Here is a 26,647-nt window from a genome sequence, read left to right as displayed (position 1 = left end):
GCCTGTTGTTTTTATGTGTTGTTTTTTTAAGTCCCATTAAGGCAGCTACAGTGTCTGAACCTTTTTATACGGCGGGTTCATTTAAGGTGAGGCTGGAGCTGGATTCTGAGAGGCCCAAAGTGGGTAAAAATCGTGTGACACTTTGGCTGCAAGATCAGATGGGGCAGCCTGTGAGCGGGGCGACACTCAAAGCGGTGGCGGTGATGCCTGCGATGGGCAGCATGCCCGCCATGTACGCTCCGGCAGAGATGAGAGAGGCCGGTGTCGGGCGCTACGAGGGTGAATTTCAGCCGTCGATGGGCGGTGAGTGGCCACTGACCATTGAGATTGAAGCCGGTACGAAAAAAGGCCGCATTCGTTTTGATTTGGCTACCGGTCGTAAGGGCTTGCGCTGCGCCACCTGCGCTGATGTAGGCGAGCACGTCGCTGGCACGGTGCGAGTTGATCCGGCTCGTCGTCAGTTGATCGGGGTTACGACGGCACAAGTCGAACGCAAAGCGTTGCGCGTGGTGATTCGTGCGGCTGGCAGGGTGACCTATGATGAGACGCGCTTACGGGATGTGACTCTGAAGTTTAATGGTTGGATCGGTACGCTGTACGCCAATTCTGTCGGTATAACGGTAAAAAAGGGCGCGCCGTTATTCACCGTTTACAGTCCCGAGCTGTTGAGTGCTCAGGAGGCGTATCTGGAGTTATTGCGTCGTGTTTCAGTTAAGGGAAGTCAGCACCGCTTGGCTGCCGCGCAGCGTCGATTGCGTTTATGGGGGCTGACTAAATCCCAGATAAAGGCTCTAGAAAAACGCGGTCAAGCACAGGAATACGTTGCTATTTTGGCTCCTGCCAGCGGCATCGTCATCGACAAACAGGTGGTTGCCGGTTCCGCTTTCAAGGTTGGGCAAAGGTTGTTGCGCATTGCTGATCTTTCTCGCGTGTGGGTTGAATCTCAGGTTTACGATTATGAACGGCCTCTGATCAAGGTGGGGATGGAGGTTGAGGTGCTTTTGCCCGAAGTGCAGGGTCGTGACGTTTTGGCCAAGGTCGATTTTATCTACCCCTTTATGGAAGGCGATACTCACACCACGCGGGTGCGAGTGGTGCTGGACAACAGCGACGGTGTTTTGCGTCCCAATATGTACACTCAGCTCAAACTCAAGGCTGAGTTAGGGCGGCGTTTGCTGGTGCCGGAGTCGGCGGTACTCTATTCGGGAGAAGCGCGCGTGGTTTTTCTTGATCTGGGTGAGGGGCGTTTGGCTCCGCGTAAGATCAAAACCGGTCAGCGTAATCGCCACTGGATTGAGGTGTTGGACGGCTTGGAGGCGGGTGACACGGTAGTGACTTCGGGTAACTTTCTCATTGCTGCTGAGAGCAAACTGAAGGAGGGAGGTGCGTCATGGTGAATGAAACCAACCGTTTCCATCTGGGCCCCATTGAGTGGCTCATCAGCTACTGTGCACGAAATCAGTTAATGACACTGCTGATCGTAATCGCTGCGACGTTTTGGGGTTATAAATCTCTGCTTGCGACGCCGTTGGATGCCATTCCCGACCTCTCTGATGTGCAGGTGATTATCTACACCGAGTGGCCTGGACGCAGCCCCGATTTGGTGGAAGATCAGATCACCTATCCACTCACGACCTCACTGTTAGCAGCCCCTAAAGTACAGTCCGTGCGAGGTCAGAGTTATATGGGACTCTCGTTTGTCTACGTCATTTTTGATGAAGGCACCGATCTCTATTGGGCGCGTTCGCGGGTCTTGGAGTACCTCAATTCAGCACAAGGCAAATTGCCCGCCGATGTGAGACCCACTCTGGGCCCGGATGCCACAGGTGTGGGTTGGGTATTTCAATACGCGTTGGTAGACAGATCGGGTCAACATAATTTGGCCGAGTTGCGCAGTTTGCAGGACTTCAAATTGCGCTACTGGCTGGAGTCGGTAAAGGGTGTGGCAGAAGTGGCTTCGGTGGGAGGTTTTGTTAAGGAGTATCAGATTCAGCTTGATCCAAACAGGTTGGCTGCTTATGGCATTCCGTTGAAAAAAGTCGCTGAGGCGGTGCGTCGTTCCAATAACGATGTGGGTGGCCGAGTGTTGGAAATCGCCGGACACGAGCAGTTCATTCGGGGTCGCGGTTACATTAAAAACAAAGGCGATATTGAGGACATTGTCCTTGGTTTAGGTCAGCACGGTGTGCCCATTTTGTTAAAAGAGGTGGCTGAGGTGAGTCTCGGCCCAGCCATGCGCCGTGGTGTGGCTGAATTGGACGGTGAAGGCGAAGTGGTTGGTGGCACGGTGGTGATGCGCTACGGCGAAGATGCCTTGGGGGTGATTGAGCGGGTCAAAGAGCGTTTACGTGAAGCACAAGCCGCTCTGCCAGATGGGGTGGACATCGTCACCGTTTATGATCGTTCTGTGTTGATCAATCGAGCCATTGATACCTTGAAGTACACCTTGAGCGAAGAGATGATCATCGTTTCGCTTATCATCATGGTCTTTTTGCTGCACTTTCGTTCAGCGTTGATCGCCATTCTTACCTTGCCGGTGGCGATTTTGTTGTCGTTTATCCCCATGTCTGAGCAACACTTAACGGCGAACATTATGTCGCTGGGGGGCATCGCGGTGGCCATTGGTGCGATGGTGGATGCCTCCATTGTCATGATCGAAAACATCCACAAACGTTTGGAAGAGTGGGGTGATCGTCATCAGGTTAAGGGTCGTACAGAGGTTATTATTCGCGCCATGCAAGAAGTTGGGCCGAGTATTTTTTTCTCATTGCTGATCATTACGGTCTCTTTCTTACCGGTGTTTGCTCTGGAAGGTACGGAAGGGAGGTTGTTTAAACCGCTGGCCTACACCAAGACCTATTCAATGGGTTTTGCTGCGCTGCTGGCGATTACGTTTACCCCTGCTTTGGCGGTGTTGCTGATTCGCGGCAAAATTCGCGGTGACAAAAGTTGGATCAATCGCGCTCTGGTTGCGATCTACACGCCGGTTGTGCGTTGGTCGGTAAAACTGCGTTGGTGGGTGGTCGGTGCGGCGGTCGCTTCATTGGTGGCCACGGTGCCGGTGTTTATGGCGCTGGGAAATGAGTTTATGCCGCCCTTGAACGAAGGCAGCATTCTCTACATGCCCACCGCCGTACCAGGCATGTCCATTGCCGAAGCAAGCAGGGTATTGCACTCAATGGACAAGGAGCTAAAGTCCTTTCCAGAGGTTGAGCGGGTGTTTGGCAAGATGGGACGTTCTACCAGCCCCACTGATTCGGCTCCGCTTTCTATGGCTGAGATCATGGTTACGTTTAAGCCGAAAGATCAGTGGCGTGAGGGGGTGACGTGGGAGAGTTTGCTGGCAGAAATGGATGAACAGTTGCGTTATCCCGGAATGCCCAATGTGTGGTGGATGCCGATTCAGACCCGCACCGAGATGCTGGCCACGGGCATTCGTTCCACGCTGGGGATTAAGGTGTTTGGTGACACTCTGGAGACCGTGGAAGCCACCGGCATTCGTATTGAGCAGGCGTTGCAGGAAGATGAGCGTACCGCACCTTATACCCGCAGCGCGTTTGCTGAGCGCATCAGCGGCGGTTATTTTCTCGATTTCGATATTGATCGGCAGAAAATTGCGCGCTACGGCTTGACCATTGATGATGTGGAGGAGGTCATTATGGCGGCGGTGGGTGGAGTGACGGTTTCTGAAACGGTGGAAGGTCGAGAGCGTTACGCGATTAATCTGCGTTACGCCCGCGATTTTCGCGATAACCCGCAAGAATTGAAGCGGGTTTTGGTGCCGACCCCGACGGGAGCGCAGATCCCTCTGGCACAACTGGCTGAGTTGAATTTTCGTACCGGTGCGCCGATGTTGCGTAACGAAAACGGCCAGTTAGTCGGTTATGTTTTTGTCGATGTTAACGACAAGATTGGCATTGCTGACTACGTGGCGGCAGCTAAACGGGTGGTGGCGGAACAGGCCAATGTGCCGCCAGGTTATCGTCTCGACTGGGCTGGGCAGTTTAAGTACTTTGAACGTGCCAAGGAAAAGCTGCAAGTGGTTGTGCCGCTGACGTTGTTTATTATTTTCTTCATGCTGTTTATCAACCGTAAGTCGGTGGTGGAGTCTCTTATCATTCTGTTGGCCGTGCCTTTTTCCTTGATTGGTGCCGTGTGGCTGCTCGCTTGGCTTGACTATAACCTCAGTGTTGCGGTGTGGGTTGGCATGATTGCTCTAGCAGGAGTGGACACCGCAATGGGGGTGTTGATGATGCTTTATCTCGGCATGGCTTATCGCCAACGTCAGGCCGATGGTCGTCTACAGACTCAGCAAGATTTGCTGGAAGTGATTGTTGAAGGTGCAGGGCGGCGCATTCGACCCATGCTCATGACCGGTTTGGCGCTGTTATTGGGTTTGATTCCGATTCTCTGGAGTGACGGTACCGGTGCGGATGTCATGAAACGCATTGCTGCACCGATGGTGGGGGGGGTTGCTTCGGCTCTGATTACGGTTTTGGTTTTGTTTCCTGCCCTTTTTGCCATTTGGAAAGGAGCGTTGTTGCGTGCCAATAATAAGTAACTGCGAGAGGATGTGGATGATGGCATTGATGCTGGATTAGAATCAAAAAAGGCCTAACAGATGAACTCTGTTAGGCCTTTAACTTTTTGGTCGGGGAGAGAGGATTCGAACCTCCGACCACCTGCACCCCATGCAGGTGCGCTACCAGACTGCGCTACACCCCGAAAAGAGCGCGCAGATTAGCGTAATTTTTTCTTTTTGGGAAGCATTAATTGATGTTTTTTTCTGATCGTTCGCTGGGGTTTGCTTTGTTACAATGCGAGAATGAATTCTCCGCAGCTGTTGATGGTTTTAGATCAGGTGGCCTCTCTGCTGAAGGCTCAAGGAGCGACCTTGGCGGTGGCAGAGTCCTGCACTGCCGGTTGGATTGCAAAAACAGTAACGGACAGAGCGGGCAGTTCAGCTTGGTTCGAGGCCGGTTTTGTGACTTATTCCAATGCCGCTAAAGAGTCGATGTTGTCGGTTCCAGCGTCGGTTTTGCAGCGTTTTGGTGCGGTGAGTGAAGCCTGTGCTGAGGCGATGGCGGCCGGTGTTTTGCTGCATTCTAAGGCAGATTTCAGTTTGGCAGTGACGGGCATTGCCGGTCCTGGTGGTGGCAGTGTTGAGAAACCCGTTGGTTTGGTCTGTTTTGCGTGGACGGGACGCGACCTGCAATCCGTAACAGAAAGCGTACGATTTTTTGGTAATCGTGACATGGTGCGTCAGCAGACAGTGCAATACGCCCTGTCACGTTTGTTGGTATTACTTAAAGAGGTGGCGGGAAGCTGACCTAGATTTGATAAGGAATAGGAAAAAATTATGAATAAATACGAGTCTTTTTCTGATGATAGTGAAGGTAAATCACGTTGGTTGCTGCCTCTGTTGCTGTTAACGGTGGTGGTGGGGGCGTTTTATATGGAGATTCCACAGAAGTGGTGGCCGCCTGTGCAGCAAATGTTGGGCATGAGTGAGGAGAATCAAGGTGGGGATAGTAAAACCTTGTCTCTCTCGCCCATGAGTGAGAATCGTACTGAACTTCCTGCCAGTGATCGTTTTGAACAGGCGCATCAGACGGCTTTGGATGCGATGAAAACGCCCGACAGTGAGATGCAGGACAAACGTCCTTCTACGGGAGATGAGCTGCTGGATATGGAGGCGTTGATTAACGATAAATTGAACCAGTTGTCTCAAACTCAGCAGAATCGGGAGGGTTTGAAAGAGGAGATTTCCGATTTGCAGGTGGAGATTGAACACAGTAATCAGCGGGTTGCCAAAAAGCAGCAGCGGTTGGAAGCGCTCCAGACACGCTAATGGGATAAATACCTAGGAGCTGTGTAGGCTTTATGGGATAATTCGCCAAATTTTTCAGCAGTAAAATCATAAGAACGAACGATTGTAAGCGGGTTTTTTTGGGAGTAGTAGAGCGTGGACGATAAACGAAAAAAAGCGTTAGCCAGTGCCTTGGGTCAGATTGAGAAGCAGTTTGGCAAAGGTGCCGTGATGCGCATGGGTGACGGTGCCATGCGTGATGTGGAGGTGATCTCCACCGGTTCGTTGACGATCGACATTGCTCTGGGCATTGGCGGTCTGCCCAAAGGGCGTGTGGTGGAGATTTACGGCCCTGAATCTTCGGGTAAAACCACCTTGGCGTTGCAGGTCATTGCCGAGTGTCAAAAAGGCGGAGGTACAGCGGCATTTGTGGATGCGGAACACGCGCTTGATCCCATTTACGCTGAAAAACTGGGGGTCAATCTGGATGATATGTTGGTCTCCCAGCCCGATACGGGCGATCAAGCTCTGGAGATCACCGACATGCTGGTGCGTTCCGGTGGTGTTGATCTGATCGTGATCGATTCGGTGGCTGCACTGACACCCAAAGCGGAGATCGAAGGCGACATGGGCGATTCCCATGTGGGCTTGCACGCTCGTCTGATGTCACAAGCGTTGCGTAAGTTGACCGGCAACATCAAACGCGCCAATACCTTGGTGATTTTCATTAACCAAATTCGGATGAAAATTGGGGTGATGTTTGGTAGCCCTGAAACTACGACGGGCGGTAATGCGTTGAAGTTTTATGCCTCTGTGCGATTGGATATTCGTCGTATCGGTGCGATTAAACGCGGCGATGAAGTGGTGGGCAATGAAACTCGGGTCAAGGTGGTGAAGAACAAAATGGCACCGCCTTTCAGGCAGGCTGAATTTGAGATCCTTTACGGTGAAGGCAGCTCTCGTGAGGGTGAACTGATTGATTTGGGAGTGAAAAATGACCTGATGGACAAAGCCGGTGCTTGGTACAGTTACAACGGTACGCGAGTGGGTCAGGGCAAAGACAATGTGCGTAATTATTTGAAAGAGCATCCTGAAATGGCAGATGAGCTGGATGTGAAACTGCGCACCTTGTTGTTGCCGCAGCCGGATGAAGCGGATAAAAAACCAGTGGTAGCTGCTTCAACAGAGAAGGAAAAGGGAGCTGATAAAAAGTAATAAACCCACCTCCAGCACAGTCACTCTTTACGGGGTTGCTGTCGGTTTACTGGCCAGACGTGAACACTCATTGCTTGAATTACGGCAAAAGTTGCGTTTGCGCAATTTTGATTCCTCAGAGATTGAGCCTGTTTTGCAGCGTTTGGTGGATAAAAATCTACAAAGCGAAGCGCGCTTTTGTGAGGTTTTTGTCCGCAGTCGAGCTGAGCGCGGTTACGGACCGTTGCGCATTCGCAATGAATTGCAGCAGCGTGGTGTTACGTCTGAGTTGATTACTGAGCATTTGGCGCTGTATGAATTTGAATGGTTTGATATTTTGCAGCGGCTGTTGGAGAAACGTTTAGCTCATGGTGCAGAGCTGGATCGTAAGGGCGTGGCGAAGCAACAACGTTACTTGTTGGGACGCGGTTTTTGTGCTGAAGAGGTACATAAGGTCTTAAAAAGATTCGAAACAGGTGAGCAGCGGCGTTAATTTTTGGTGTTTCTGCTTAAATTGATTACAATGGGCGGTTTTGGTAACAAGGACAATGTGGGCACGATGAGTACAACCTCGGCGCTTCGAGCGCAGTTTCTGGATTTTTTTAGCGCACGCGGCCATCAGGTGGTGGCTTCGGACTCGCTTGTGCCCAGCAACGACCCTACCTTGCTGTTTACCAACGCAGGCATGGTGCCGTTTAAGGAGCTGTTTCTCGGTCGTGAGCAACGCGCGTATCAGCGTGCCTGTAGTTCGCAGCGCTGTGTGCGTGCCGGTGGTAAACACAACGACTTGGAAAACGTAGGTTATACCGCACGCCATCATACATTTTTCGAAATGCTGGGTAATTTCAGCTTTGGTGATTATTTTAAAGAAGAAGCGATAGCCTACGCTTGGGAATTTTTAACCGTCACATTGAAACTGCCGCCAGCGCGTCTCTGGGTGACGGTGTTTGAGGAAGACCGTGAATCAGAGCAGATTTGGCTGGATCAGATCGGCATTGACCCCAAACGTTTGGCGCGCATCGGTGCCAAAGATAATTTTTGGCAGATGGGCGACACCGGCCCTTGTGGGCCGTGTACGGAAATTTTTTACGATCATGGCGTTGATGTGGCCGGTGGTCCTCCAGGCACTCCAGATGAAGACGGCGATCGTTACATTGAGATCTGGAATCTGGTCTTTATGCAGTACGACCGCAGCGCGGAGGGTAAATTAAGTCCCTTGCCGCACCCCTGTGTGGATACGGGCATGGGTTTGGAGCGTTTGGCGGCGGTGTTGCAGTCGGTTCACAGCAACTACGACATTGACCTGTTTCAGAGTTTGATCAAGGCGGCGGCCAAGCTGACCTCTTGTGCGGATCTTCAGCACAACTCGCTGAAAGTGATTGCCGATCACATCCGTTCTTGTGCTTTTTTGATTGTGGATGGTGTGTTGCCCTCCAATGAAGGGCGCGGTTACGTTTTGCGTCGCATCATTCGCCGTGCGGCACGCCACGGCAATCAGCTGGGAGTGAAAGAGCCTTTCTTGTGTCGCTTGGTGGAAGCACTTTGTGAGCAGATGGGGGGGGCTTATCCTGAATTGCTGGCGCAACGTGCTCAAGTAGAGCGGGTGCTGCGTGCTGAGGAAGCGCGTTTTAATGAGACCTTAGAGCAGGGGATGAAAATTCTCGATGCGGCTCTGCTTAATTTAGGCGGCTCTCAAATTCCGGGTGCGGTGCTGTTCAAACTTTACGACACCTACGGTTTTCCTCTCGATCTGACCGCCGACATCGCTCGTGAACGGGGCTTGAGCATTGATCAAGCCGGTTTTGAGGCCGAGATGGAGGCGCAGCGTCAGCGCGCTCGGGCTGCCAGTCAGTTTGGCGCTAATCTCAGCGGTCGTATTCAGAATGAGAGCAGCACGGTTTTTGAAGGTTACGATCACTTGGCGCATTCCGCCACAGTGGTTGCTTTGTATTGCAACGATCAATCCGTAGCACAGGTGAATGCTGAACAGGAGGCGGTGGTGATTTTAGATCAAACGCCTTTTTATGCCGAGTCCGGTGGGCAGGTGGGTGATCGTGGTGTGCTCAGCTCAGCCGCTGCTCAATTTTTGGTCTCCGATACGCAAAAACAAGGCAGTGCCTTTTTGCATTTGGGTTGCTTGCAGAACGGTGAGTTAAGTGTTGGTGATGTTCTGAGTGCTCAGGTAGATGAAGCGTTAAGGGACATTACGACAGCTAACCATTCGGCAACGCATTTATTGCACGCCGCGCTGCGCAAGATCGTCGGTGAGCATGTGCATCAAAAAGGCTCCTTGGTCAATGCAGATGGGTTGCGTTTTGATTTTTCTCATTTTGAACCGCTTTCCAGTGAGCAGTTGCGTGAAATTGAACGCCGAGTGAATCAACAGATTCGCGCCAATGTTGCTACGGAGACACAAGAGATGGATATGGAGGCGGCGGTTGAGCGTGGTGCGATGGCGCTGTTTGGCGAGAAATACGGCGATGCGGTGCGAGTGGTGGCGATGGGGGATTTCTCTGTTGAGCTCTGCGGTGGGACACACGTTAAGCAAGCTGGAGAGATTGGTCTCTTTAAAATCACCTCTGAAGCGGGAATTGCTTCAGGAGTGCGTCGTATCGAAGCGATAACAGGGGCGCGGGCATTTGCTCATATCTCACTTCAAGAAATGCAATTGATGCGCACCGCGCAATTATTGAAAGCACCCAGCAGCGAGGTGGCGAATAAAGTGACTCAGTTGCTGGAGAAAAATCGCCGTCTGGAAAAATCACTGGAAACTTTGAAAGGCAAAATGGCCAGCCAAGCGGGCAGTGACTTGGTCTCGCAGGCGGTGGAGATCGGTGGCCTGAAACTGTTGGTGGCCAAACTTGACGGGGTAGATAACAAAACTTTGCGTGATACCGTGGATCAGCTCAAACAGAAACTGGGCAGTGCGGCGGTGCTGCTGGCTACGGTAGAGTCGGGTAAGGTGAAAATGGTTGCTGGGGTCAGTAAAGATCAAACCAAGACGGCTGAAAGCCGGTGATCTGGTTAATCAAGTGGCGCAGCAGGTGGGTGGTCGTGGTGGTGGTCGTCCCGATATGGCACAAGCCGGTGGCAGTGACCCCGGTAATTTGGAGCAGGCCTTGGCCTCCGTGGCATCTTGGGTCGAACAGCGGTTAGACAGCGTATAATGGCACTTTTAGTTCAAAAATACGGCGGTACCTCCGTCGGCACGGTCGAGCGAATTGAAAGCGTTGCTGATAAAGTGATTCGTTCGGTGGAGCAGGGTAATCAAGTGGTGGTGGTGGTTTCAGCCATGAGTGGTGAGACCAATCGCTTGCTTACGTTGGCCAAAGAGATCAGTAAACGGCCTAACGAGCGTGAGCTGGACGTGTTGCTCTCCACGGGTGAGCAGGTGACCATTGCGCTGTTGAGCATGGCGTTCCATCAGCGGGGGTATCACGCACGTTCTTATACCGGTTCACAGGTTTCGATTGTGACCGACAGTGCGCACAACAAAGCGCGCATTCGCAGCGTAGCCGATGAAAAAATTCGTCATGATTTGGCGCAGAACCGCATTGTGGTGGTGGCCGGATTTCAAGGTGCGGATGAGGATGGCAATATCACTACCCTTGGGCGAGGCGGTTCCGATACCTCAGCGGTGGCTCTGGCGGTCGCTTTGGGCGCTGATGAGTGTCAAATTTTTACCGATGTGGACGGGGTCTACACCACCGATCCACGGGTGGTGCCGCAGGCGCGCCGTCTGGATCAGATCACCTTTGATGAAATGTTGGAGATGGCCAGTCTTGGTTCCAAGGTGTTGCAGATTCGAGCGGTGGAGTTTGCTGGAAAATACCGTGTGCCTCTGCGTGTACTCTCCAGTTTTTCGGAGGGCGGTGGGACATTGATAACCTATGAGGATTCTAAGATGGAACAAGCGGTTATATCGGGCATTGCCTTTAATCGTGATGAGGCGCAGTTGACCATTACTGGCGTACCAGATGAGCCTGGAGTGGCTTATCAGATCTTGGGGCCGATTGCAGACGCGAACATCGAAGTGGATATGATCGTGCAAAACGTGGCACCTGATCAGACCACCGATTTTACGTTTACTGTGCATCGCAATGATTACGAGCGCGGTTTAGAAATTTTAACCCAGATTGCGGAAAATGTGGGTGCAGAAGCGGCCAGCGGTGATGCTGAAATTGTTAAGGTGTCTTTGGTTGGCGTAGGTATGCGTTCACATGCAGGTATTGCCAGCCAGATGTTCCAGACTTTGGCCTCGGAACGTATTAATATTAGGATGATTTCGACTTCTGAGATTAAAATTTCGGTCGTCATTGATGAAAAATACCTAGAACTGGGTGTAAGAATGTTGCATGCAAGCTTTGGCTTGGATCAGCTGTAGGAAAAATAAAGTGTGGTGAAAGGATGCCAGCAGTAAAAAAAACCGTGAGTCCCTCGGTTGATTGTGGCGCTGGGTCACAACAGAGGTGGCTAAATTTATTTCTTTAGGAGAGAAAAATGTTAATTCTGACACGTCGAGTGGGAGAGACCCTGATGATTGGTGACGAAGTTACCGTGACCGTATTGGGGGTTAAAGGAAATCAAGTCAGAATCGGTGTAAATGCGCCCAAAGAGGTGGCAGTGCATCGAGAGGAGATTTATGAGCGTATTAAACGCGAGCAAGAAAACTCCGCTAAGGCTGCAATTGAAAATAATGCAAAAACAGCGTTATAAAGGCTTTACGCCTGCCTAAATGGCAGGTATCCTTACGCCTGATTTTTGGGACTCACGAGTAACGAGTTCTGCTAAAAAACGGAGAGATGGCCGAGCGGCTGAAGGCGCTCCCCTGCTAAGGGAGTATGGGGTTTATAGCTCCATCGAGGGTTCGAATCCCTCTTTCTCCGCCATATTTTTACTGATTTAAGATGTGTCTTAATGGTGCTTGACACGATTGTTTAAATCAGGATAATGCACCGCTCACAACGCGCCCGTAGCTCAGCTGGATAGAGTACCTGGCTACGAACCAGGCGGTCGGAGGTTCGAATCCTTCCGGGCGCGCCATACCGAAAGGCTCAGTATTATTATGATACTGAGCCTTTTTTTATGCCTGCTGCTTTTTCAAATTTCATTCAAATTCAAATATTTTTTTAGGCACAGTTGCTTATTTTTTCGCTGATTGGTTTTTGCGTGACGCAAGTGAAAATAAGAGGGGGTGTGGAAGTAGAAATAAAGACGATTGGTTTTGCTAGTCGGTTTTTTTTAGTGTAGAAAAATACGCTAAGAAAGCGGTTGAATGTGTTTTGATTTTGTAACCTGATCTGAATGGATCAAGAGAAGTAAAAAATGGCGTCCCCAAGGGGATTCGAACCCCTGTTACCGCCGTGAAAGGGCGGTGTCCTAGGCCTCTAGACGATGGGGACGCATCCCAGAAAACGTTGCAAAGTAACGTTGTAACGTCGAGGTGGGGCGCATATTACCAGATATTTTTGAACTGTCTAGTAAAATTTAAAAATAATTGCATTTTGATTGTCAGAAGCATCCTTTACAATCCGCGCCATGAAGAACTTTTCCCCCAATCGCGCTTTTTGCGTCGCTCCGATGATGGAGTACACCGACCGTTTTGAGCGCTACTTTCTGCGTTTGATCTCCAAGCGAGCGCTGCTCTACACCGAGATGGTCACCACCTCTGCTTTGCTGCACGGCGATGCGGTGCGTTTTCTACGCTTCGATGCTTTTGAGCAGCCTCTGGCGCTGCAACTGGGCGGCAGTGATCCCCAAGCGTTGGCCGAGTGCGCGCAGATGGCTCAGAGCGTAGGCTACTGCGAAGTAAATCTGAATGTGGGTTGCCCCAGCAGTCGGGTGCAGTCGGGTGCGATTGGCGCTTGTTTGATGGCCACACCAGAGGTGGTGGCGGAGTGTGTGGCGGCGATGCGCGCTGTGGTCTCGATTCCGGTGACGGTGAAAACTCGCATTGGCATTGATCGAGACGAGAGCAAGGCGCAGTTGCATCGTTTTATTGATCGCGTCGCTGAGGCCGGTTGTGAGACCTTTATCGTCCATGCGCGTAAGGCGTGGCTGCAAGGGCTCAGCCCAAAAGAGAACCGCACCGTTCCGCCACTGCGTTACGAGGTGGTGCATGAGCTGAAACAAGAGCGCCCCGAGTTGGAGATCATCATCAACGGGGGGCTTAAAACCCTCACAGAGAGCCAGAAACAGCGTCAGTGGGTCGATGGGGTGATGTTGGGGCGTGAGGTCTACCACAACCCTTATATTTTGGCGCAGGTAGACGAATGTTTTTACGGCGACCTCAGAGCCGTTTTAAGCCGTCAGCAGGTGTTGGAGCAGTTCCTACCCTTTGTGGAGCAGCAGTTGAGTGAGGGGCTCTCTCTGGGCTTTATCAGCCGTCATATTATGGGGCTGTTTCAAGGGTTGCCTGGCGCGCGTGCGTGGCGACGCTATCTGAGCGATCATGCACATAAAAAGGGCGCGGATTGTGATGTGTTGTTGGAAGCGGCCAAACGAGTCTCTTAGCCGTAGGGTGCAATAACCGTAGGGCATTGCACCTTAAGTTAGGTCGTAAACGTCATTAGTTTGATTTGTACCTAAAAAAATAGTACATTGGAACTATGTATGCAGTATCCGTTAAAAAGAAAGTGATTAGAAATATAAGAAAACTTCCATTATGGGTGCAAAAAAAGATGGCTGTTTTGGCTCTGGATTTAAGGGATAAATGGCCAGAACAACCCAGCTGGCAAAGCTACAGCAAGTTAAGCCCTATAGAATATCATTGCCATTTGGGTACTTCATGGGTTGCCTGTTGGAATCATGACAACGATACAATTAGCATTGAGGTGTATTATGTTGGCAGTCGTGAAAAAGCCCCATACTGAGAATTCACTTTTTGAAGTTAAAGGTGAAATCCCTAAAAAACTGATTCAGTACTTACAAGACAATTTTGGTGATGATGTAAAAATTGTAGATGAGGATGAAGAAACGGTAGATCTCTTTTCTTCAGATTGGTTCAAGGAAACAACCGATTCATTAACGTCAGGTGAAATTATAAAAATATATAGAGAAAACCGTAAGTTAACCCAAGAACAATTGGGCAAACAACTGGGCAAATTTACAAGGCAAAATGTTTCTGATATTGAGCTTGGCCGACGTAGCATCAGTAAAGAGGTTGCAAAAAAATTAAGTGTTTTTTTTAATGTCAGTGTTGAGCGTTTTATTTTATAAAACACATAATAATCAACGCCATCGGGGGCGTGACTTTGCTGCCCCAATATCTGAACCACCGCAAATCCTCAACAGCTTGCTGCCGTAGCGCAGAGGGTGAGGTGTTGTTAGAGGCGGGTAACTACTCAGCCATATAACTTATTGATTTTTAATGAAAAAATATACCTTTATTGAGACCTTTGCACGATACAGTGCATTTATTTCCTAAAACATGAGATAATATCTTCTCTCTCAAAATAGATACTGAATATGGCCTGGAAGAACTTAAAACAACGCAGTTTAGCGGACGCATTGCTGATAGAGCATGATGCCCTGAAAGAGCTGGATGCGGTTCACGATCTGATTGACTGGTCGCGAATAGAAGCGCATCTCTCTGAGATTCATGCTCGCCGTAAAGGTGAAAAAGCGTGGCCGCCCTTAATCATGTTTAAAGCCCTGTTGCTGCAAAGCGGGTATGGGTTAAGTGACCCTGGTCTAGAAAAACAACTTGCCAGAGACCTGCTGTTTCGTCGTTTCGTTGCCTTAGATATTTCGGAATCGGTTCCCGATCACAGCACCTTCTGGCGCTTCAGACAAACGTTGGAACGGCTTTCACTGCTGGAGGTGCTGCTTTCAGAGATCAACCATCAACTGGCTGAACAGGGGCTTTACATTAAATCTGGTGAGGTGAGCATTGTGGATGCCAGTGTTATTGAAGCGAATCGATGTCGTCCAAATAAGCGTAAAGAGGGCGGTACAACACAAGACCCCGAGGCGGATTGGAACGTCAAAGCAGGATCGGATGGCAAGCGAAAAAGCACCTACGGTTACAAAGCCCATATCAATGTAGATGAAGAAGGCTTTATCAAAGCCGTGGATTACAGTTCAGGCAGTCTGCACGATTCGAACTGTTTTACCGACTTGTTAAGTGGGGTTTTTGGTGTTTTAAAATTGCACTACGGAATGGCAAAAGCCCGCTATCTGGGGTTGAGCCGCAATCGGACTCGCTTTGAATTGATGTGCGTGGCGCACAACATCAAACGAGGTTTGTCAGTGAGGCAGTCGAGTTGCGTCTAAAAAACAGAAAAGGGTACAAAACGTCCCTGTTTTTAGATGATTTCACTGGATTTAAGCAAAAGTGAAGCGGCTTAGGATTAAAAGGTTGGTTTCAGCGTTAAGTCTCAAGGTTAGGCTTATCGCGCAAAGGTCTCTATGAAAATTAAAAACAAATCAAATAAAAAAGAAAACAAAGGCAGAGGGCCTTTGGCCAGAAAAGTGATTGCTTCAGCTCAGCAACAACTGCAAAGAAAAATTGTTGATTTAGGCGATTGGAAAGAAGGGCGATTAAGGTCGGAGGAATACCTAAAGAGTATTGTTTCAGAAGCTCGGCTGAGTGAGCTAGACCCACTTCATGCGCTTTATGTACACAGTCAAAACCATCTGTCTGTTTTGATTGAGAATATATCTGAACTACCAATGCTGGATAAGTTGACGGATAAATATGCTGCTTCCTCAGAGGAGTACATGCCATCTGGCCCTCCCATGAGTCCATTAACAACGTCATATTTTACCTGTTGGGGAGCATTTGACCTCTGTTCTTCTGGAGCAAAAAAGGAAACTTTCTGTACCGTGGTGACGGATTTTTGCAAACATATCAACGTTGATTCTGGACAGATTGAAGTGTTTGAGGCGTTGCAAAACTCTTATATGGGGATATATAAACACGAAGGCGTATCAGAAGGGTATATTCAATTCAGAGAATTGCTGACAAATAAAAAAATAAAGGCGATTTGTGCCAGCGGTTATATGGGCTTAGAAGGCGAGATTTGGTTTGCTAGAATCCTTCCACCACTGTTTAACGTGTTCAACTATTCTGTGGTTTTCACAACGCCCTATATTTTAGGAAAACTCGGGGTTGGTCGTTCATTTGTTCCTGAAGTTGAAGCTGATTGGCTTCAGTATTTTGAACGAAACCTAGGTAAAAAAAGGGTTAAAGACATTGAAGGCGCTTACAAGGAGCTGATGAAATACGGGTTAGGTAAAAACTACTGGAATGAATATGTTTTTCTCTCTTATCGAAATCACCGGCATGATATGATTTTGCTCGAAGGGTTTCCAGATATACCGTCGAGCATGCCTCATGCACAGTAGAAATGCAGCTTTATTTGTCGTGAATTAACCCTCCAACATCCCCCGCAACAAGCCCAAATCCAAATTTTCCTCCACCGCATCAGCCAGCCGTTCAATCTGTCTCATGCGGTTCTGTTTATGATCGGGCTGTTGTTGTAACTCCGCCACCCCCGCCCAGCGCAGCACGGCATCTCGCGCTGGGGCAGAGTCAAACAGGCCGTGCAGATAAGTGCCTAAAATACGCCCATCTTCTGAACAAGCGCCGTCTAAATGGCTCTGGAGATCAGAAAACGGGCGTTGCAGTGCCGCACCTTCCGAATGACCGGCGTGAATTTCATAGCCTTCAACCGTGGCCTGTTCCAAACTGAGTTGGCCTTGCACTTGGCGCAGTTGTTTGGTGGTTTGCAAGGTGGTCTCAAACTCCAGCCAACCCAAACCCGTGCTGCTGCCGGGCTTGCCCTCAACGCCTTCGGGGTCATGAATTTGCTGACCCAACATCTGAAAACCGCCGCAGATCCCCAGCAGCGTGCCGCCGTAGCGCAGATGGCGTTCAATCTGCTTCGGCCAGTGGTTGGCGATGAGGGCAGCGAGGTCGTCACGCACCGATTTGCTGCCAGGTAAAATCAGCAGATCACAGGCAGGCAGCGGTTGTTCCAAAGGCACAAAGGTCAGGTTGACCTGCGGGTGCTGGCGCAGCGGATCAAAATCGGTGTGGTTGCTGATGCGTGGCAAGCGCAGAACCACTACCTTAAGTGGTTCTGCGGCCAGAGTACTTTGGCGTTGATCAACGCCATCTTCGGCATCCAGATAAAAATCGTTCAGATAGGGCAGCACCCCCAGCACCGGCTTGCCGGTTTTCTGTTCCAGCCAATCCAGACCCGGTTGCAGCAACGCCAGATCGCCACGAAACCGGTTGATGACAAAGCCCTTCACCCGCTGGCGTTCGCTGGGCGAGAGCAGTTCCAAGGTACCGACCAAGTGAGCAAAAACGCCGCCACGGTCGATGTCGGCCACCAAAATCACCGGACAATCAACCGCCTCAGCAAAGCCCATATTGGCGATGTCGCTGCGGCGCAGATTGATCTCAGCCGGTGACCCCGCGCCCTCCACCACGATCACCTCATAGCTTTGTTCAAGCTGCCGGTGGGAGGCCAAGACCGCTTTGCGGGCGGTTTTTTTGTAGTTTTGGTAGTCACGCGCCTGCATGTTGCCAACGGCGTGGCCGTGTACGATCACCTGTGCGCCGCAGTCGGAGTTGGGTTTCAGCAGCACAGGGTTCATCAGCGTGTGCGGCTCCAGATCACAGGCCAGCGCCTGCACCGCCTGAGCGCGTCCAATTTCACCGCCATCGACGCAGACGCAACTGTTGAGCGCCATGTTTTGCGGTTTAAACGGCACCACCAATTTTCCCCAGCGGCGCAGCAGACGACAGAGCGCCGTGACCAGAATGCTTTTGCCCGCGTCAGAGGTGGTGCCTTGCACCATTAGGGTTGCGGCCAGAGGGCGGTTGCGGTTGGACGTTGGTGTAGGTTGGGTACGACGTGCCCAACGGTCGGGGGTGATCTGCGCCAATGCGTGTTGCAGCCGTTGCCATTGACTCTCATCCGCAGGCAGCCCCAAGCGCAACGCAGGAGGGTGTTCAAACAGACGGCTGAAAATGGCCTGCTTTGCTAATTTCTGATGCAGAGATTTGGCATCGGGATGGGTGAAATAACGAAACAGCGCGGTGCCGTTATTGGTAAAACCGTGCTGTTCCAGCAGTTGTTTCAGTCGCTCGCCCTCGCTTTCCAGTTGTTGGCGCATCTGCTCTTGCCAAGCAAAATCGGAAAGCGCAGCACTGGCCACCACGCGGCTTGGGCCGCTGATGCTCCAAGGGCCGAGGTGTTCTCGCATCTGGTGCAGCAGCTCAGGTTGAGCAAAGAGAAAGCCGATGCGCGCACCGGCTAAGCCAAAAAATTTACCCAGTGAACGCAGCACCATCAGCCCCTCTGGCGCTTGCGGTTGGAGCAAGCTGGCCTCGGGGGTGACATCAATAAAGGCTTCATCAACGATCAGATGGCCGCCTTTGTGTTGCAAGTGCTGCTGCCATGCGCGCAAGCACGTTGAGCTGAAACGCTGACCCGTGGGGTTGTTGGGGTTGACCAAAATCAGCGCGTCCAGTTGCGCCATGCTCTCCTCGCTGGCGTTTATGATCTGCTTGCTGGAGAGGCGTTTGACTCTGTAACCGGCCTGTTGCCAGCAGTGGCCGTGCTCTTGATAACTGGGCTCCAGCAATCCGATGCAGATCTCAGCGCGATTTTGTCCCCGAAACAGCAGTTCGGGTAGGGCTTGAATGATCGCCTGTGAACCGGCGGTGGCGAGCAGATTGTCCGTGCCGTAGTAGTGGCTGGCGGCGGCCTCTAAGCCGTCTCGGAGTTCGGGCAGGCGCTGCCAGTGGTGCGCCTCAAGGGGAGCGATGGGGTAGCCGTGGGGGTTGATGCCCGTGGAAAGGTCGATCCAGCGGTCGTATTCGATGCCGTAGTGTTGCGCCGCATCGCGCAGCTTGCCGCCGTGGTTAAGCATGGGTGTGATTCACGTTCTGACCTGCAAAAAAGTGGGAGGGGCATTGTAAAGCGAGGCGCTGGGGTTGGCCACTTATGCGTTCTTGAATGCGTTTGAATCTTGAGTCGGCTCTGCTTATGGAGTAGGATCAGCGTGCTGTTTTTTAGGGTCAGGTTTTGCTTTTTATTTGGACTGATAAAAAAGACGGTGTTGTAAAGGGATGATTAAATCTAAACGATGGCATGGATTTGGTTGTTATTTAGGGGTTATTTAAGGTATTTTTGTAACTACTCAGCCCACTTGGATAACGTAACTCATTGATAATAAACAATATGATTTTTTTCAAAATGGTGAAAATGCCGTTTGTTGGTCAAAAACACCCAATAAAGGTATATTTTTTCATTAAAAATCAATAAGTTATATGGCTGAGTAGTTACGTATTTTTTATGTGGTTAGGTGCTAAGCGTAAGCTGTTTACAGCAGCTGTTTTATGGGTGGGATTGCAGGCGACGGCTTCTGCGGAAGTCTTGTTGTTTGATGATTTTAGCGGTACGGCTCTCAATTCACAGCTCTGGGATGAGGCGACGTGGCATTTGGGACGAACTCAATTTGGCAATGCCTTGACCTTTGCTCAAGAAGGAACAACGGATTACCTTTCGATGTCGTTGGATACCTACAACCCCAATGAGCCTGGGGCGAGTTTGTATGGTGCTGAAATTTACAGTGTGGCGAGTTTTCCGGTTGATACCGGTCTGGAGTTTGAAGCGCGAGTACGCTCTTCAGTAGTGACCCCAGGGTTGGTTTCTTCTCTGTTTTTATACGCGCAAGACAGCCAAGGTTGGGCGGATGAGATTGATGTTGAGGTCTTGAGTGCTCAGCCCAGTGACAGCTTTTTGGCCACCAGTTGGAATAACTGGGGTGATCCTAACGGTTCTTATAACGACGGGGTGTTCCATGCCGGTACACAACTGAGCTTGGCAAGTTACGATTACACCGCGTGGCAAACCTATACGATTCGTTGGTTCTCTGATCGAGTCGAGTGGTATTTGAACGGCACTTTGGTCAAACAGACTGACAGTCCCGTGCCTGATTTGGCCATGTCCATTCGCAGTAATTTTTGGGCGGCAGACAGTAATTGGTCACAGGCCTATGGTCCTGCGTTGATGGCCACTTCCGATAGTAGCTTGAATCAGCATTATCGTTATGACCTTGATTACATTAAAGTCAGCCGGATTAACTCCAGTGCAGTGGTCGATGTGCCTCTGAATGCGTTGGAGGTGTCTCGGGTTACAACGTCCAGTTGGAGCAGCGGTTATTGTGAAAAGGTAACGGTACAAAATCCAGACAGCCGCAGCCGAGATTGGACTATTGATCTGCTGGTGAACGGTACTTTGAGTAATGCTTGGAGTGCGAATGTGCAGATGCTGGAAGAAGGTGTACTGCAAGCGCAAGGTTTTGGCTTGACAGCTGGGGCATCAACAAGCTTTGGTTACTGCATTAAAAAACCGGTGCGTCAGGTCTCGAACAGCGAGCTGATTATTACTCGGGATGTGTTTGCAGATTGGGGTAGCGGTTACTGTGAAAAAATCACGGTAAAAAACCCGAATGATATTTTAGCGATTTGGACGGTTTCTCTGCCGATTGAGGGTGTCATCAGCACCTATTGGAGTTCCAATATGGTGCAAACGGGCGGCCAAGTGGAGATCACGGGGTTGACATGGAATGAACGTCTCAATCCCTTATCTTCAACGAAGGTGGGTTTCTGTGCCAAACGTTGATGTTTGAATGTTGGCTTTAAGCCATTGCAATAAAAAACCCAGCTTTTGCTGGGTTTTTTATTGGCTGGTGTGTTTAGGCCAGTGGTTTTCGCTTAACAGGTCGCTTAGTGGGCGCGGTTCACGCCAGCCTTCCAGTTGCAGCAGTGGGGCTGAGTAGACGTGATCGCTGTAGCCCAAACAGAGAATCGCCACCGGCTTGGCACCGGCGGGCATGTGCAGCAATTTTGCCAAGGCGAGGGGGTCAAACAGCGACACCCAGCCCAGCCCGATGCCCTCTGCACGGGCTGCCAACCAGAGGTTTTGAATCGCACAGGCCACGGAGGCCAGATCCATTTCAGGCAAGGTACGGCGGCCAAAGATCTCTTTTTCTCGCCCATCGGGCAGGGCGGCCACCAACAGTTCCGCGCACTGCATAATGCCCTCCACTTTCAGCTTTAGAAAGTCGTTTTTTTGTTCTCCCAGTGCCTCGGCGGTGCGTTGGCACTCCTCTTTTACCAGCGCGTGAATTTGCTTGCGTAGTGAAAGATCGCTGATGCGCAGCAGTCGCCACGGTTGCATTAAACCGACGCTGGGGGCTTGATGTGCCGCTTCCAGCAGGCGGCGCAGCAGTTCGGGGGCGATGGCTTCATCACAAAAGTGGCGCATGTCGCGGCGTTCTGCAATGACACGGTAGATGGCATCGCGTTCGGCTTGGGAGTAACGGTGTGTTTTGTTCACGCGCTGACCTGAAAATGAAGGGGGGAGGCTATTGTAAGGGGGATTGAGAGTGGTGGGTAGGTGGCTTTGCGGCAATGTTGGGCTTGTATTTTTGCTGACGGTTGACGTAGGGTGAAATAACCGTAGGGCATTGCACCTTTTGATCAAAGTGTTGGGAGAACAAAATGGCAAAAATAGAAGGGTTTCGCGTTAAAAATTACCGTTCACTCAAAGAGGTGAGGTTAGGCCGACTTTGGAAACATGATAAGGACGAATCTCTCACCCCACTCACTGCTGTTATCGGTAAAAATGGTTCCGGTAAAAGCTCACTTTTTGATGCGTTTGGGTTTCTGGCCGATTGTCTAAAGCTGGGCGCAGAAGAGGCTTGTGATGCCCGAGGTCGAGGTGGCTTTAATGCCTTGCGAAGCCAAGGCGAAACGGGAGCCATTGAGTTTGAAGTGACTTACCGAGAGAGTGAGGAAACCCAGCCCATTACCTATAAGCTTAATATTGACCTTGATTCATCACAGCGCCCCGTTGTGAAGAAAGAGACTCTTGGAGAGGTCTCTAAAAATCAACAGGGGCATTGGTATAAGTATTTTTTAGTATTAACGAATGGTAGAGGGGGAGTTTGGATAGGTGGGGATAATGATTCTCCTGATGAGTCCCAAGAAGGTTTTGATTTGAGTCAATTTGTGAAGTTATTGTTTTCTAAAAACAAAACTAGTGATGGTTGGGAAAAAGTTGAGCTGGATGACAAACGCAAGCTGGGTGTTGCCACCTTTGGTTCATTAAAACAGCACCCCCGAATCAGTGCCTTTCGCCACTTTATCGAAGGCTGGTATTTGAGCTACTTCAGCCCCAATGCCGCTCGCAGCTTGCCCCTTGCGGGAGCGCAAAAACACCTCAACAGCCACGGCGACAACCTAGGCAATGTGGTGCAGTTTATGGAGCGAGAACACCCACAACAGTTTCAATCCATCTTGGATCGCATCGCCAAAAAAATTCCTGGCATCGAAAAAATTGACACAGAAAAAACCAGCGATGGCCGTCTTCTACTGCGCTTTAATAACCGTGGTTTTGTTGACCCCTTTTACGCTCAGCAGATGTCCGACGGTACGTTAAAGGTATTTTCTTACCTGCTGCTGCTAGAAGACCCCACGCCCCCGCCTTTTCTGTGCATCGAAGAGCCAGAAAATGGCCTCTACCATAAGTTGCTTGAGTCCTTGGTGCAGGAGTGTCGTCAACACGCCAGTGATGCAGGTGGCTCGCAGATCTTTATCACTACCCATCAACCCTATTTGGTGGATGCTCTTGTCCCTGAGGAGGTGTGGATTCTGGAGAAGGGCAGTGATGGTTTTTCCCATATTCGCCGCGCCAGCAGCGATCCGCTGGTGGTGAACATGGTGAGTGAAGGTTTGCCTCTGGGCGGTCTTTGGTACAGCGATTATTTGGAAAAGGATTAGTTGATATGCATTTTGAGGTCTTGGTGGAAGATCAGTCGGGTGGCAAAGCCCTTGAAATTTTGTTGCCAAAAATGATTGATCATCAGCACACGTTTAAAATTCATACCTACAACGGTATTGGCCGAATTCCGAAAAAATCCAGTGGCAAATTTGATCCAAAAAAACGCAGTTTGTTAAATCAGCTACCGCAGTTGTTGCGCGGATATGGCAAAACCTTTTCGGATTACCCAAACGATTGTCCTGCTGCGGTGATTGTGGTTTGTGATCTGGATGATAAATGTTTAAAGGCGTTCCACAAAGAGTTACTGACGGTTTTAAATGCGTGTAATCCTAAGCCGGAGACTCGTTTTTGTCTTGCGATTGAAGAAGGTGAAGCGTGGTTTTTGGGTGATATTGCTGCGATCAAGCAAGCCTATCCAAATGCGAAAGAGGCGGTTTTGAAGGGCTATAAAAACGATGCCATCTGTGGCACTTGGGAGCGTTTGGCTGATGCGGTGTTTTCTGGTGGTGCTAAAGCGTTGGTGAAGCAACGTGCTACAGGGACGGAAAAATTCGCTTGGGCGGAGAAGATCACACCGCACATGAATGTGGATAATAACTGTTCTGAGAGTTTCTGTTATTTTCGGGATAAGGTGCGGGAGTTGGCGGGGTCGGTTTGAGGGGGTTGGGAGTGGTGGGTAGATGGCTTTGCGTTGGGTTTGGGGTCTGTTGGGTTTCGGCCTTTGGCCTGCAACCCAACCTACGCCCATCTTTGAGACTAAGGCTTTATCGCTTCAATGGTAGCCGAAAGCACGTACTCTTCTACGCCTCGACCGGGTGCCCAATCCTTGATGAACTCTTTGGAGTTGTCTTTGGGCGCGATGCGAACCTGCTCAAATCCCGCCGCTTTGATCATCTCTTCCAGCAGATTGACCTGTGACGCACCGGCCATGCAGCCGGAGTAGAGAATGGGGTCATTTTTGATCTCATCGGGCAGCTCGATGCTGGCCACCACATCGGAGATGGCCAAACGTCCGCCGGACTTTAAGACCCGAAAGGCTTCACGGAATACCTGTGGTTTGTTCGGTGAGAGGTTGATGACGCAGTTGGAGATGATTACATCGACGCTCTGATCGGCGACGGGCAGATGTTCGATCTCACCGAGGCGAAAATCGGTGTTGGGATAGCCGCCTTTGACGGCGTTGTTGCGCGCTTTGCTGAGCATGTCGGGGGTCATGTCCACGCCGATCACCTGCCCTGTTTCACCCACTTCACGGGCGGCCAAAAAGGCATCAAAACCACCACCTGAGCCAAGATCTAGCACCGTTTCACCCGCTTGCAGCGAGGCGATGGCGCGTGGGTTGCCGCAACCCAAACCCATGTCTGAGCCTTCGGGAGCGGCATCTACATCGGCTTCGGAGTACCCAAAGCGGGTGGAGAAGAGGCCAATAGGGCCTTCGGAGACACCGCAACAACTGGCTTCTTCACCACAAGCCTCATCGGCATCGTCTTTGCGCGCCACTTCGGCGTAGCTGGCGCGTACCTGTTGGCGGATTTTGTCGGCTTCCAGTTGTTTTTGTGCTTCGTCGGTGGGGGTGCAGTCGGTGCTGCTGGATTCACAACAGGTGCTCATGGGCATTTTTCCTATTTGGGGTGGCTAATTGAGATTGATATGGGGGTGATAAGGTCTATTTTAAAGCCAATGGTAAATATTTTCTGATTTCCCCGCCGTGTTTTTATTCTTAACAAAGTATGAAACAGACTCATGTTGCCCTGTTTGTTAGGATTTAAGGTCGGTATTGAGATTGTACATTCCGCTGTACTTCAAGGACGAGTCCTTGGAACGGCACTCTTTTCTATCGTGAACCTGAACTGATAAATCAAATGGAGCAATAGGAATTGATTAAAACACGAATGTTACAGTTTAAACGCCAATTGTTGGCCGCTGCCATTACCACTAGCTTGATGGTGCCGTTATCGGCACAGGCGGCTTTGGTGAGTGCAGTGCAGACTCCGGCTTCTCCCAGCATGGCTCCCATATTATCCGGTTAAACAACCCCAGTTGTGATCCTTTGGACATCCCACCCGGTGTGCCGATCAACCAAGCGCCGCTTGCCAATGCCGGTCTTGACCAGCTGATCGAAGCAACGAGTTTGAATACGGTGGTGACCTTGGATGGATCGGCTTCTAATGATCCTAATGGCGACCCTTTGAGTTACAGCTGGACAGATGCGCTGGGGAACGTTGTTGCAAAGACGGCTTCGGCCAGCGTCAGTTTGCCGCTAGGCTTGCATGTTTTGACCCTGACGGTGGAGACGGTCGCGGTAAAACGGCATCAACCAGCGTTAAGGTGACGGTTCAAGATACCACGGTGCCGGTGATTACAGCGCCGACTGCGGTGGTGGTGACGGCGGTGGTGACGGCGGTGGAGCTGGCTGCTTTGACACCGGCCCAATTGGCGTTGTTGACTCCGGTTCAATTGGCCAGTTTGACGCCGATTCAGGCGGCGAGTTTAACCCCAGCTCAAGTAGCTTCTCTTGCTCCGACGGAGCGTAACGTGGTGAACCGTTTGAATGGAACCTGTGGTGCCTCGGCTCCCTCTGTTACGGCTTCTTTGTTGACTTACAGTGAGGGCGATGATGGTCATGACTCTGATGAAGGGCGTTTTATTATTCAGTTCTCGGGTTCGGGTGGCGGCACCTCTTTGGCACTGAGTGCTGAATTGGTGATTGCTGGGTATGACGGCTCCATTTCGGTCAGCAACGGCCAGATGATCGAGTTTGAATACGAAAATGAGAAAACCGAAGTAGAAATCGAAGAAGGCAAGCTTGAAATTGAAGCGCCTTCTATGGTGTTGCGGGTCACGGCCAGAGATGAGTGTGATAATAGCGCTTCTGCTGAGGCGTACCCCGAAGGTTTGAGCGGCGATAATGACGATGATTACGATCATCGTGATGATCATGATGATTGATCTTTAATCATTTTGTGATTCGAAGAGGTCTGCTTTAGCGCAGGCCTTTTTTATGCCCGTTCACTTAACGCCCACAACCAAAAATCAGTAACCGTATCCAGTGGGGTATCAATTTCCTGTTGATAAAGAAAGCGCCAAGCCCGTTGCAACTCAATCAAGGCATTCTCTTTATTCAGTGGTGGGGCGAGGTTCTGTTTGCTCAGTTTTTCACCGCGCTCGTTTTTCACCAGCGGCAGATGGCTGTAACGAGGCGTGGGGTAGCCAAGCTGCTGTTGCAGATAAATCTGCCGTAGGGTGTTGTCGAGCAGGTCTGCGCCACGCACCACCTCTGTGATGCCTTGAGCGTCGTCGTCTACTACCACCGCCAATTGATAAGCAAACAGACCGTCGCGCCGTTTGAGGACAACATCACCGACCTCTTGAGCTAAATTTTGCTGCTGATGAGCGCAGAGTTGATCTTGAAAGTGGAGGGTTTGATCGGGAACGATCAGTTTTAAGGCGCTGTCTGTTTCGGGGTGCTGTTGTGTTTGGCAGGGACAGGGGCGTTGCTGAAGCTGTTTGCGACTGCATCGACAGGCGTAAATGAGGTTGTGTTGTTTGAGTTGTTCTAAAGCGGCTTGGTAGAGGGTGTGACGTTGACTTTGGTAAAGAACCTCGCCGTGCCACTCAAAACCGTAGGCTTCTAATAGAGTGAGAATCTGCTGGCTTGCACCGGCTTGTTCACGGGGTGGATCAAGGTCTTCAATGCGGACAAACCAATGACCGTTTTTAGCGTGGACGCTGAGGTAACTGCCCAGCGCCGCCACCAAGGAGCCAAAATGCAACGCTCCTGTGGGTGAGGGTGCGAATCGACCTGCAACGCTCTGTTTCACCTCTGCAAGCAGTG

22 protein-coding genes, 4 tRNA genes and 2 pseudogenes are annotated in these 26,647 nt (G+C 50.7%); 21 read left to right on the top strand and 7 right to left on the bottom strand.

Annotated elements, in window-relative coordinates; all coding sequences use genetic code 11:
* The first annotated feature begins 50 nt into the window (after positions 1 to 50).
* Both Q9O24_01715 and Q9O24_01710 read left to right on the top strand, forming a co-directional pair.
* Positions 51 to 1,397: an efflux RND transporter periplasmic adaptor subunit gene (locus Q9O24_01715; GenBank protein MDQ7073882.1), complete on the top strand. Its 1,347-nt coding sequence runs from the start codon at positions 51 to 53 to the stop codon at positions 1,395 to 1,397.
* Entirely contained in the window at positions 1,391 to 4,561 is a 3,171-nt protein-coding gene (locus tag Q9O24_01710) for a CusA/CzcA family heavy metal efflux RND transporter (GenBank protein MDQ7073881.1), read from the top strand. Before Q9O24_01715 ends, Q9O24_01710 begins: the two co-directional genes overlap by 7 nt.
* Before the next feature lie 87 nt (positions 4,562 to 4,648).
* Here Q9O24_01710 and Q9O24_01705 read toward each other — a convergent pair.
* Positions 4,649 to 4,725, bottom strand: a tRNA-Pro gene (locus tag Q9O24_01705).
* Positions 4,726 to 4,825: 100 nt separating this feature from the next.
* On the opposite strand from Q9O24_01705, the gene Q9O24_01700 reads away from it, so the two are divergent.
* The 9 genes and pseudogenes from Q9O24_01700 to Q9O24_01660 all read left to right on the top strand — a co-directional run bounded on the left by Q9O24_01700 (position 4,826) and on the right by Q9O24_01660 (position 12,046).
* Positions 4,826 to 5,329, top strand: a complete 504-nt coding sequence (locus tag Q9O24_01700; protein ID MDQ7073880.1) for a CinA family protein — start codon at positions 4,826 to 4,828, stop codon at positions 5,327 to 5,329.
* Positions 5,330 to 5,359: 30 nt separating this feature from the next.
* A complete protein-coding gene (locus tag Q9O24_01695) occupies positions 5,360 to 5,851 on the top strand; it encodes a hypothetical protein (GenBank protein ID MDQ7073879.1) in 492 nt (163 codons plus the stop codon).
* Between the two features lie 114 nt (positions 5,852 to 5,965).
* Positions 5,966 to 7,024, top strand: coding sequence for a recombinase RecA (recA, locus tag Q9O24_01690; protein ID MDQ7073878.1), 1,059 nt, complete (start codon positions 5,966 to 5,968; stop codon positions 7,022 to 7,024).
* A gap of 70 nt (positions 7,025 to 7,094) precedes the next feature.
* Complete coding sequence (locus tag Q9O24_01685) at positions 7,095 to 7,496, top strand: regulatory protein RecX (protein MDQ7073877.1); 402 nt, start codon at positions 7,095 to 7,097, stop codon at positions 7,494 to 7,496.
* A gap of 66 nt (positions 7,497 to 7,562) precedes the next feature.
* Positions 7,563 to 10,170 (top strand): annotated as a pseudogene (gene alaS, locus Q9O24_01680) (alanine--tRNA ligase).
* The gene (locus tag Q9O24_01675; GenBank protein ID MDQ7073876.1) at positions 10,170 to 11,387 is read left to right on the top strand and encodes an aspartate kinase; all 1,218 of its coding nucleotides are present in this window, start codon (positions 10,170 to 10,172) and stop codon (positions 11,385 to 11,387) included. Before alaS ends, Q9O24_01675 begins: the two are co-directional and overlap by 1 nt.
* Before the next feature lie 116 nt (positions 11,388 to 11,503).
* Positions 11,504 to 11,719, top strand: a complete 216-nt coding sequence (gene csrA / locus Q9O24_01670; protein ID MDQ7073875.1) for a carbon storage regulator CsrA — start codon at positions 11,504 to 11,506, stop codon at positions 11,717 to 11,719.
* 80 nt (positions 11,720 to 11,799) lie between these two features.
* Positions 11,800 to 11,892, top strand: a tRNA-Ser gene (locus tag Q9O24_01665).
* A gap of 77 nt (positions 11,893 to 11,969) precedes the next feature.
* A tRNA-Arg gene (locus tag Q9O24_01660) sits at positions 11,970 to 12,046 on the top strand.
* 283 nt (positions 12,047 to 12,329) lie between these two features.
* Here the strand turns inward: Q9O24_01660 and Q9O24_01655 are convergent.
* Positions 12,330 to 12,405 (bottom strand) — tRNA-Glu (locus Q9O24_01655).
* 136 nt (positions 12,406 to 12,541) lie between these two features.
* On the opposite strand from Q9O24_01655, the gene dusA reads away from it, so the two are divergent.
* The 4 genes from dusA to Q9O24_01635 all read left to right on the top strand — a co-directional run bounded on the left by dusA (position 12,542) and on the right by Q9O24_01635 (position 16,351).
* Positions 12,542 to 13,516 (top strand): tRNA dihydrouridine(20/20a) synthase DusA, encoded by a 975-nt coding sequence (gene dusA / locus Q9O24_01650; protein MDQ7073874.1) that lies wholly within the window; start codon positions 12,542 to 12,544, stop codon positions 13,514 to 13,516.
* Positions 13,517 to 13,843: 327 nt separating this feature from the next.
* The gene (locus tag Q9O24_01645; GenBank protein MDQ7073873.1) at positions 13,844 to 14,221 is read left to right on the top strand and encodes a helix-turn-helix transcriptional regulator; all 378 of its coding nucleotides are present in this window, start codon (positions 13,844 to 13,846) and stop codon (positions 14,219 to 14,221) included.
* Positions 14,222 to 14,470: 249 nt separating this feature from the next.
* Positions 14,471 to 15,277: an IS5 family transposase gene (locus tag Q9O24_01640; protein MDQ7073872.1), complete on the top strand. Its 807-nt coding sequence runs from the start codon at positions 14,471 to 14,473 to the stop codon at positions 15,275 to 15,277.
* 135 nt (positions 15,278 to 15,412) lie between these two features.
* The gene (locus Q9O24_01635) at positions 15,413 to 16,351 is read left to right on the top strand and encodes a hypothetical protein (protein ID MDQ7073871.1); all 939 of its coding nucleotides are present in this window, start codon (positions 15,413 to 15,415) and stop codon (positions 16,349 to 16,351) included.
* A gap of 24 nt (positions 16,352 to 16,375) precedes the next feature.
* On the opposite strand, the gene Q9O24_01630 is transcribed toward Q9O24_01635, so the two are convergent.
* Positions 16,376 to 17,815 carry a cobyric acid synthase gene (locus Q9O24_01630; protein ID MDQ7073870.1) on the bottom strand — a complete coding sequence of 480 codons (1,440 nt, stop codon included), beginning with the start codon at positions 17,813 to 17,815 and terminating at the stop codon, positions 16,376 to 16,378.
* Between the two features lie 93 nt (positions 17,816 to 17,908).
* A pseudogene (gene cobD, locus Q9O24_01625) lies at positions 17,909 to 18,892 on the bottom strand (threonine-phosphate decarboxylase CobD).
* 425 nt (positions 18,893 to 19,317) lie between these two features.
* Between cobD and Q9O24_01620 the strand changes: the two are divergent.
* Positions 19,318 to 20,649 (top strand): cellulose binding domain-containing protein, encoded by a 1,332-nt coding sequence (locus Q9O24_01620; protein ID MDQ7073869.1) that lies wholly within the window; start codon positions 19,318 to 19,320, stop codon positions 20,647 to 20,649.
* A 57-nt stretch (positions 20,650 to 20,706) separates the two neighbouring features.
* On the opposite strand, the gene bluB is transcribed toward Q9O24_01620, so the two are convergent.
* Complete coding sequence (gene bluB / locus Q9O24_01615) at positions 20,707 to 21,366, bottom strand: 5,6-dimethylbenzimidazole synthase (protein MDQ7073868.1); 660 nt, start codon at positions 21,364 to 21,366, stop codon at positions 20,707 to 20,709.
* Positions 21,367 to 21,530: 164 nt separating this feature from the next.
* On the opposite strand from bluB, the gene Q9O24_01610 reads away from it, so the two are divergent.
* Complete coding sequence (locus Q9O24_01610) at positions 21,531 to 22,811, top strand: AAA family ATPase (protein ID MDQ7073867.1); 1,281 nt, start codon at positions 21,531 to 21,533, stop codon at positions 22,809 to 22,811.
* A 5-nt stretch (positions 22,812 to 22,816) separates the two neighbouring features.
* On the top strand, positions 22,817 to 23,470 hold the full coding sequence (locus Q9O24_01605; protein ID MDQ7073866.1) for a DUF4276 family protein: 654 nt from the start codon (positions 22,817 to 22,819) through the stop codon (positions 23,468 to 23,470).
* 98 nt (positions 23,471 to 23,568) lie between these two features.
* On the opposite strand, the gene Q9O24_01600 is transcribed toward Q9O24_01605, so the two are convergent.
* Entirely contained in the window at positions 23,569 to 24,423 is an 855-nt protein-coding gene (locus tag Q9O24_01600) for an arsenite methyltransferase (GenBank protein MDQ7073865.1), read from the bottom strand.
* Positions 24,424 to 24,689: 266 nt separating this feature from the next.
* Here Q9O24_01600 and Q9O24_01595 point away from each other — a divergent pair, with 266 nt between their 5' ends.
* Genes Q9O24_01595 through Q9O24_01585 form a run of 3 tightly spaced genes read left to right on the top strand, consistent with a single transcriptional unit; the run spans position 24,690 to position 25,761 of the window.
* Positions 24,690 to 24,842: a hypothetical protein gene (locus tag Q9O24_01595; GenBank protein ID MDQ7073864.1), complete on the top strand. Its 153-nt coding sequence runs from the start codon at positions 24,690 to 24,692 to the stop codon at positions 24,840 to 24,842.
* 20 nt (positions 24,843 to 24,862) lie between these two features.
* Positions 24,863 to 25,144, top strand: coding sequence for a hypothetical protein (locus Q9O24_01590; GenBank protein ID MDQ7073863.1), 282 nt, complete (start codon positions 24,863 to 24,865; stop codon positions 25,142 to 25,144).
* The gene (locus tag Q9O24_01585) at positions 25,141 to 25,761 is read left to right on the top strand and encodes a hypothetical protein (GenBank protein MDQ7073862.1); all 621 of its coding nucleotides are present in this window, start codon (positions 25,141 to 25,143) and stop codon (positions 25,759 to 25,761) included. Before Q9O24_01590 ends, Q9O24_01585 begins: the two co-directional genes overlap by 4 nt.
* 50 nt (positions 25,762 to 25,811) lie before the next feature.
* Here the strand turns inward: Q9O24_01585 and gluQRS are convergent, their stop codons facing one another.
* Positions 25,812 to 26,633 (bottom strand): tRNA glutamyl-Q(34) synthetase GluQRS, encoded by an 822-nt coding sequence (gluQRS, locus tag Q9O24_01580; protein MDQ7073861.1) that lies wholly within the window; start codon positions 26,631 to 26,633, stop codon positions 25,812 to 25,814.
* Positions 26,634 to 26,647: the final 14 nt, after the last annotated feature.

The sequence above is a fragment of the Gammaproteobacteria bacterium genome, from assembly GCA_030949385.1.
Classification (GTDB): Bacteria; Pseudomonadota; Gammaproteobacteria; order JAUZRS01; family JAUZRS01; genus JAUZRS01.
This window is presented reverse-complemented; position numbering and strand designations above follow the sequence as displayed.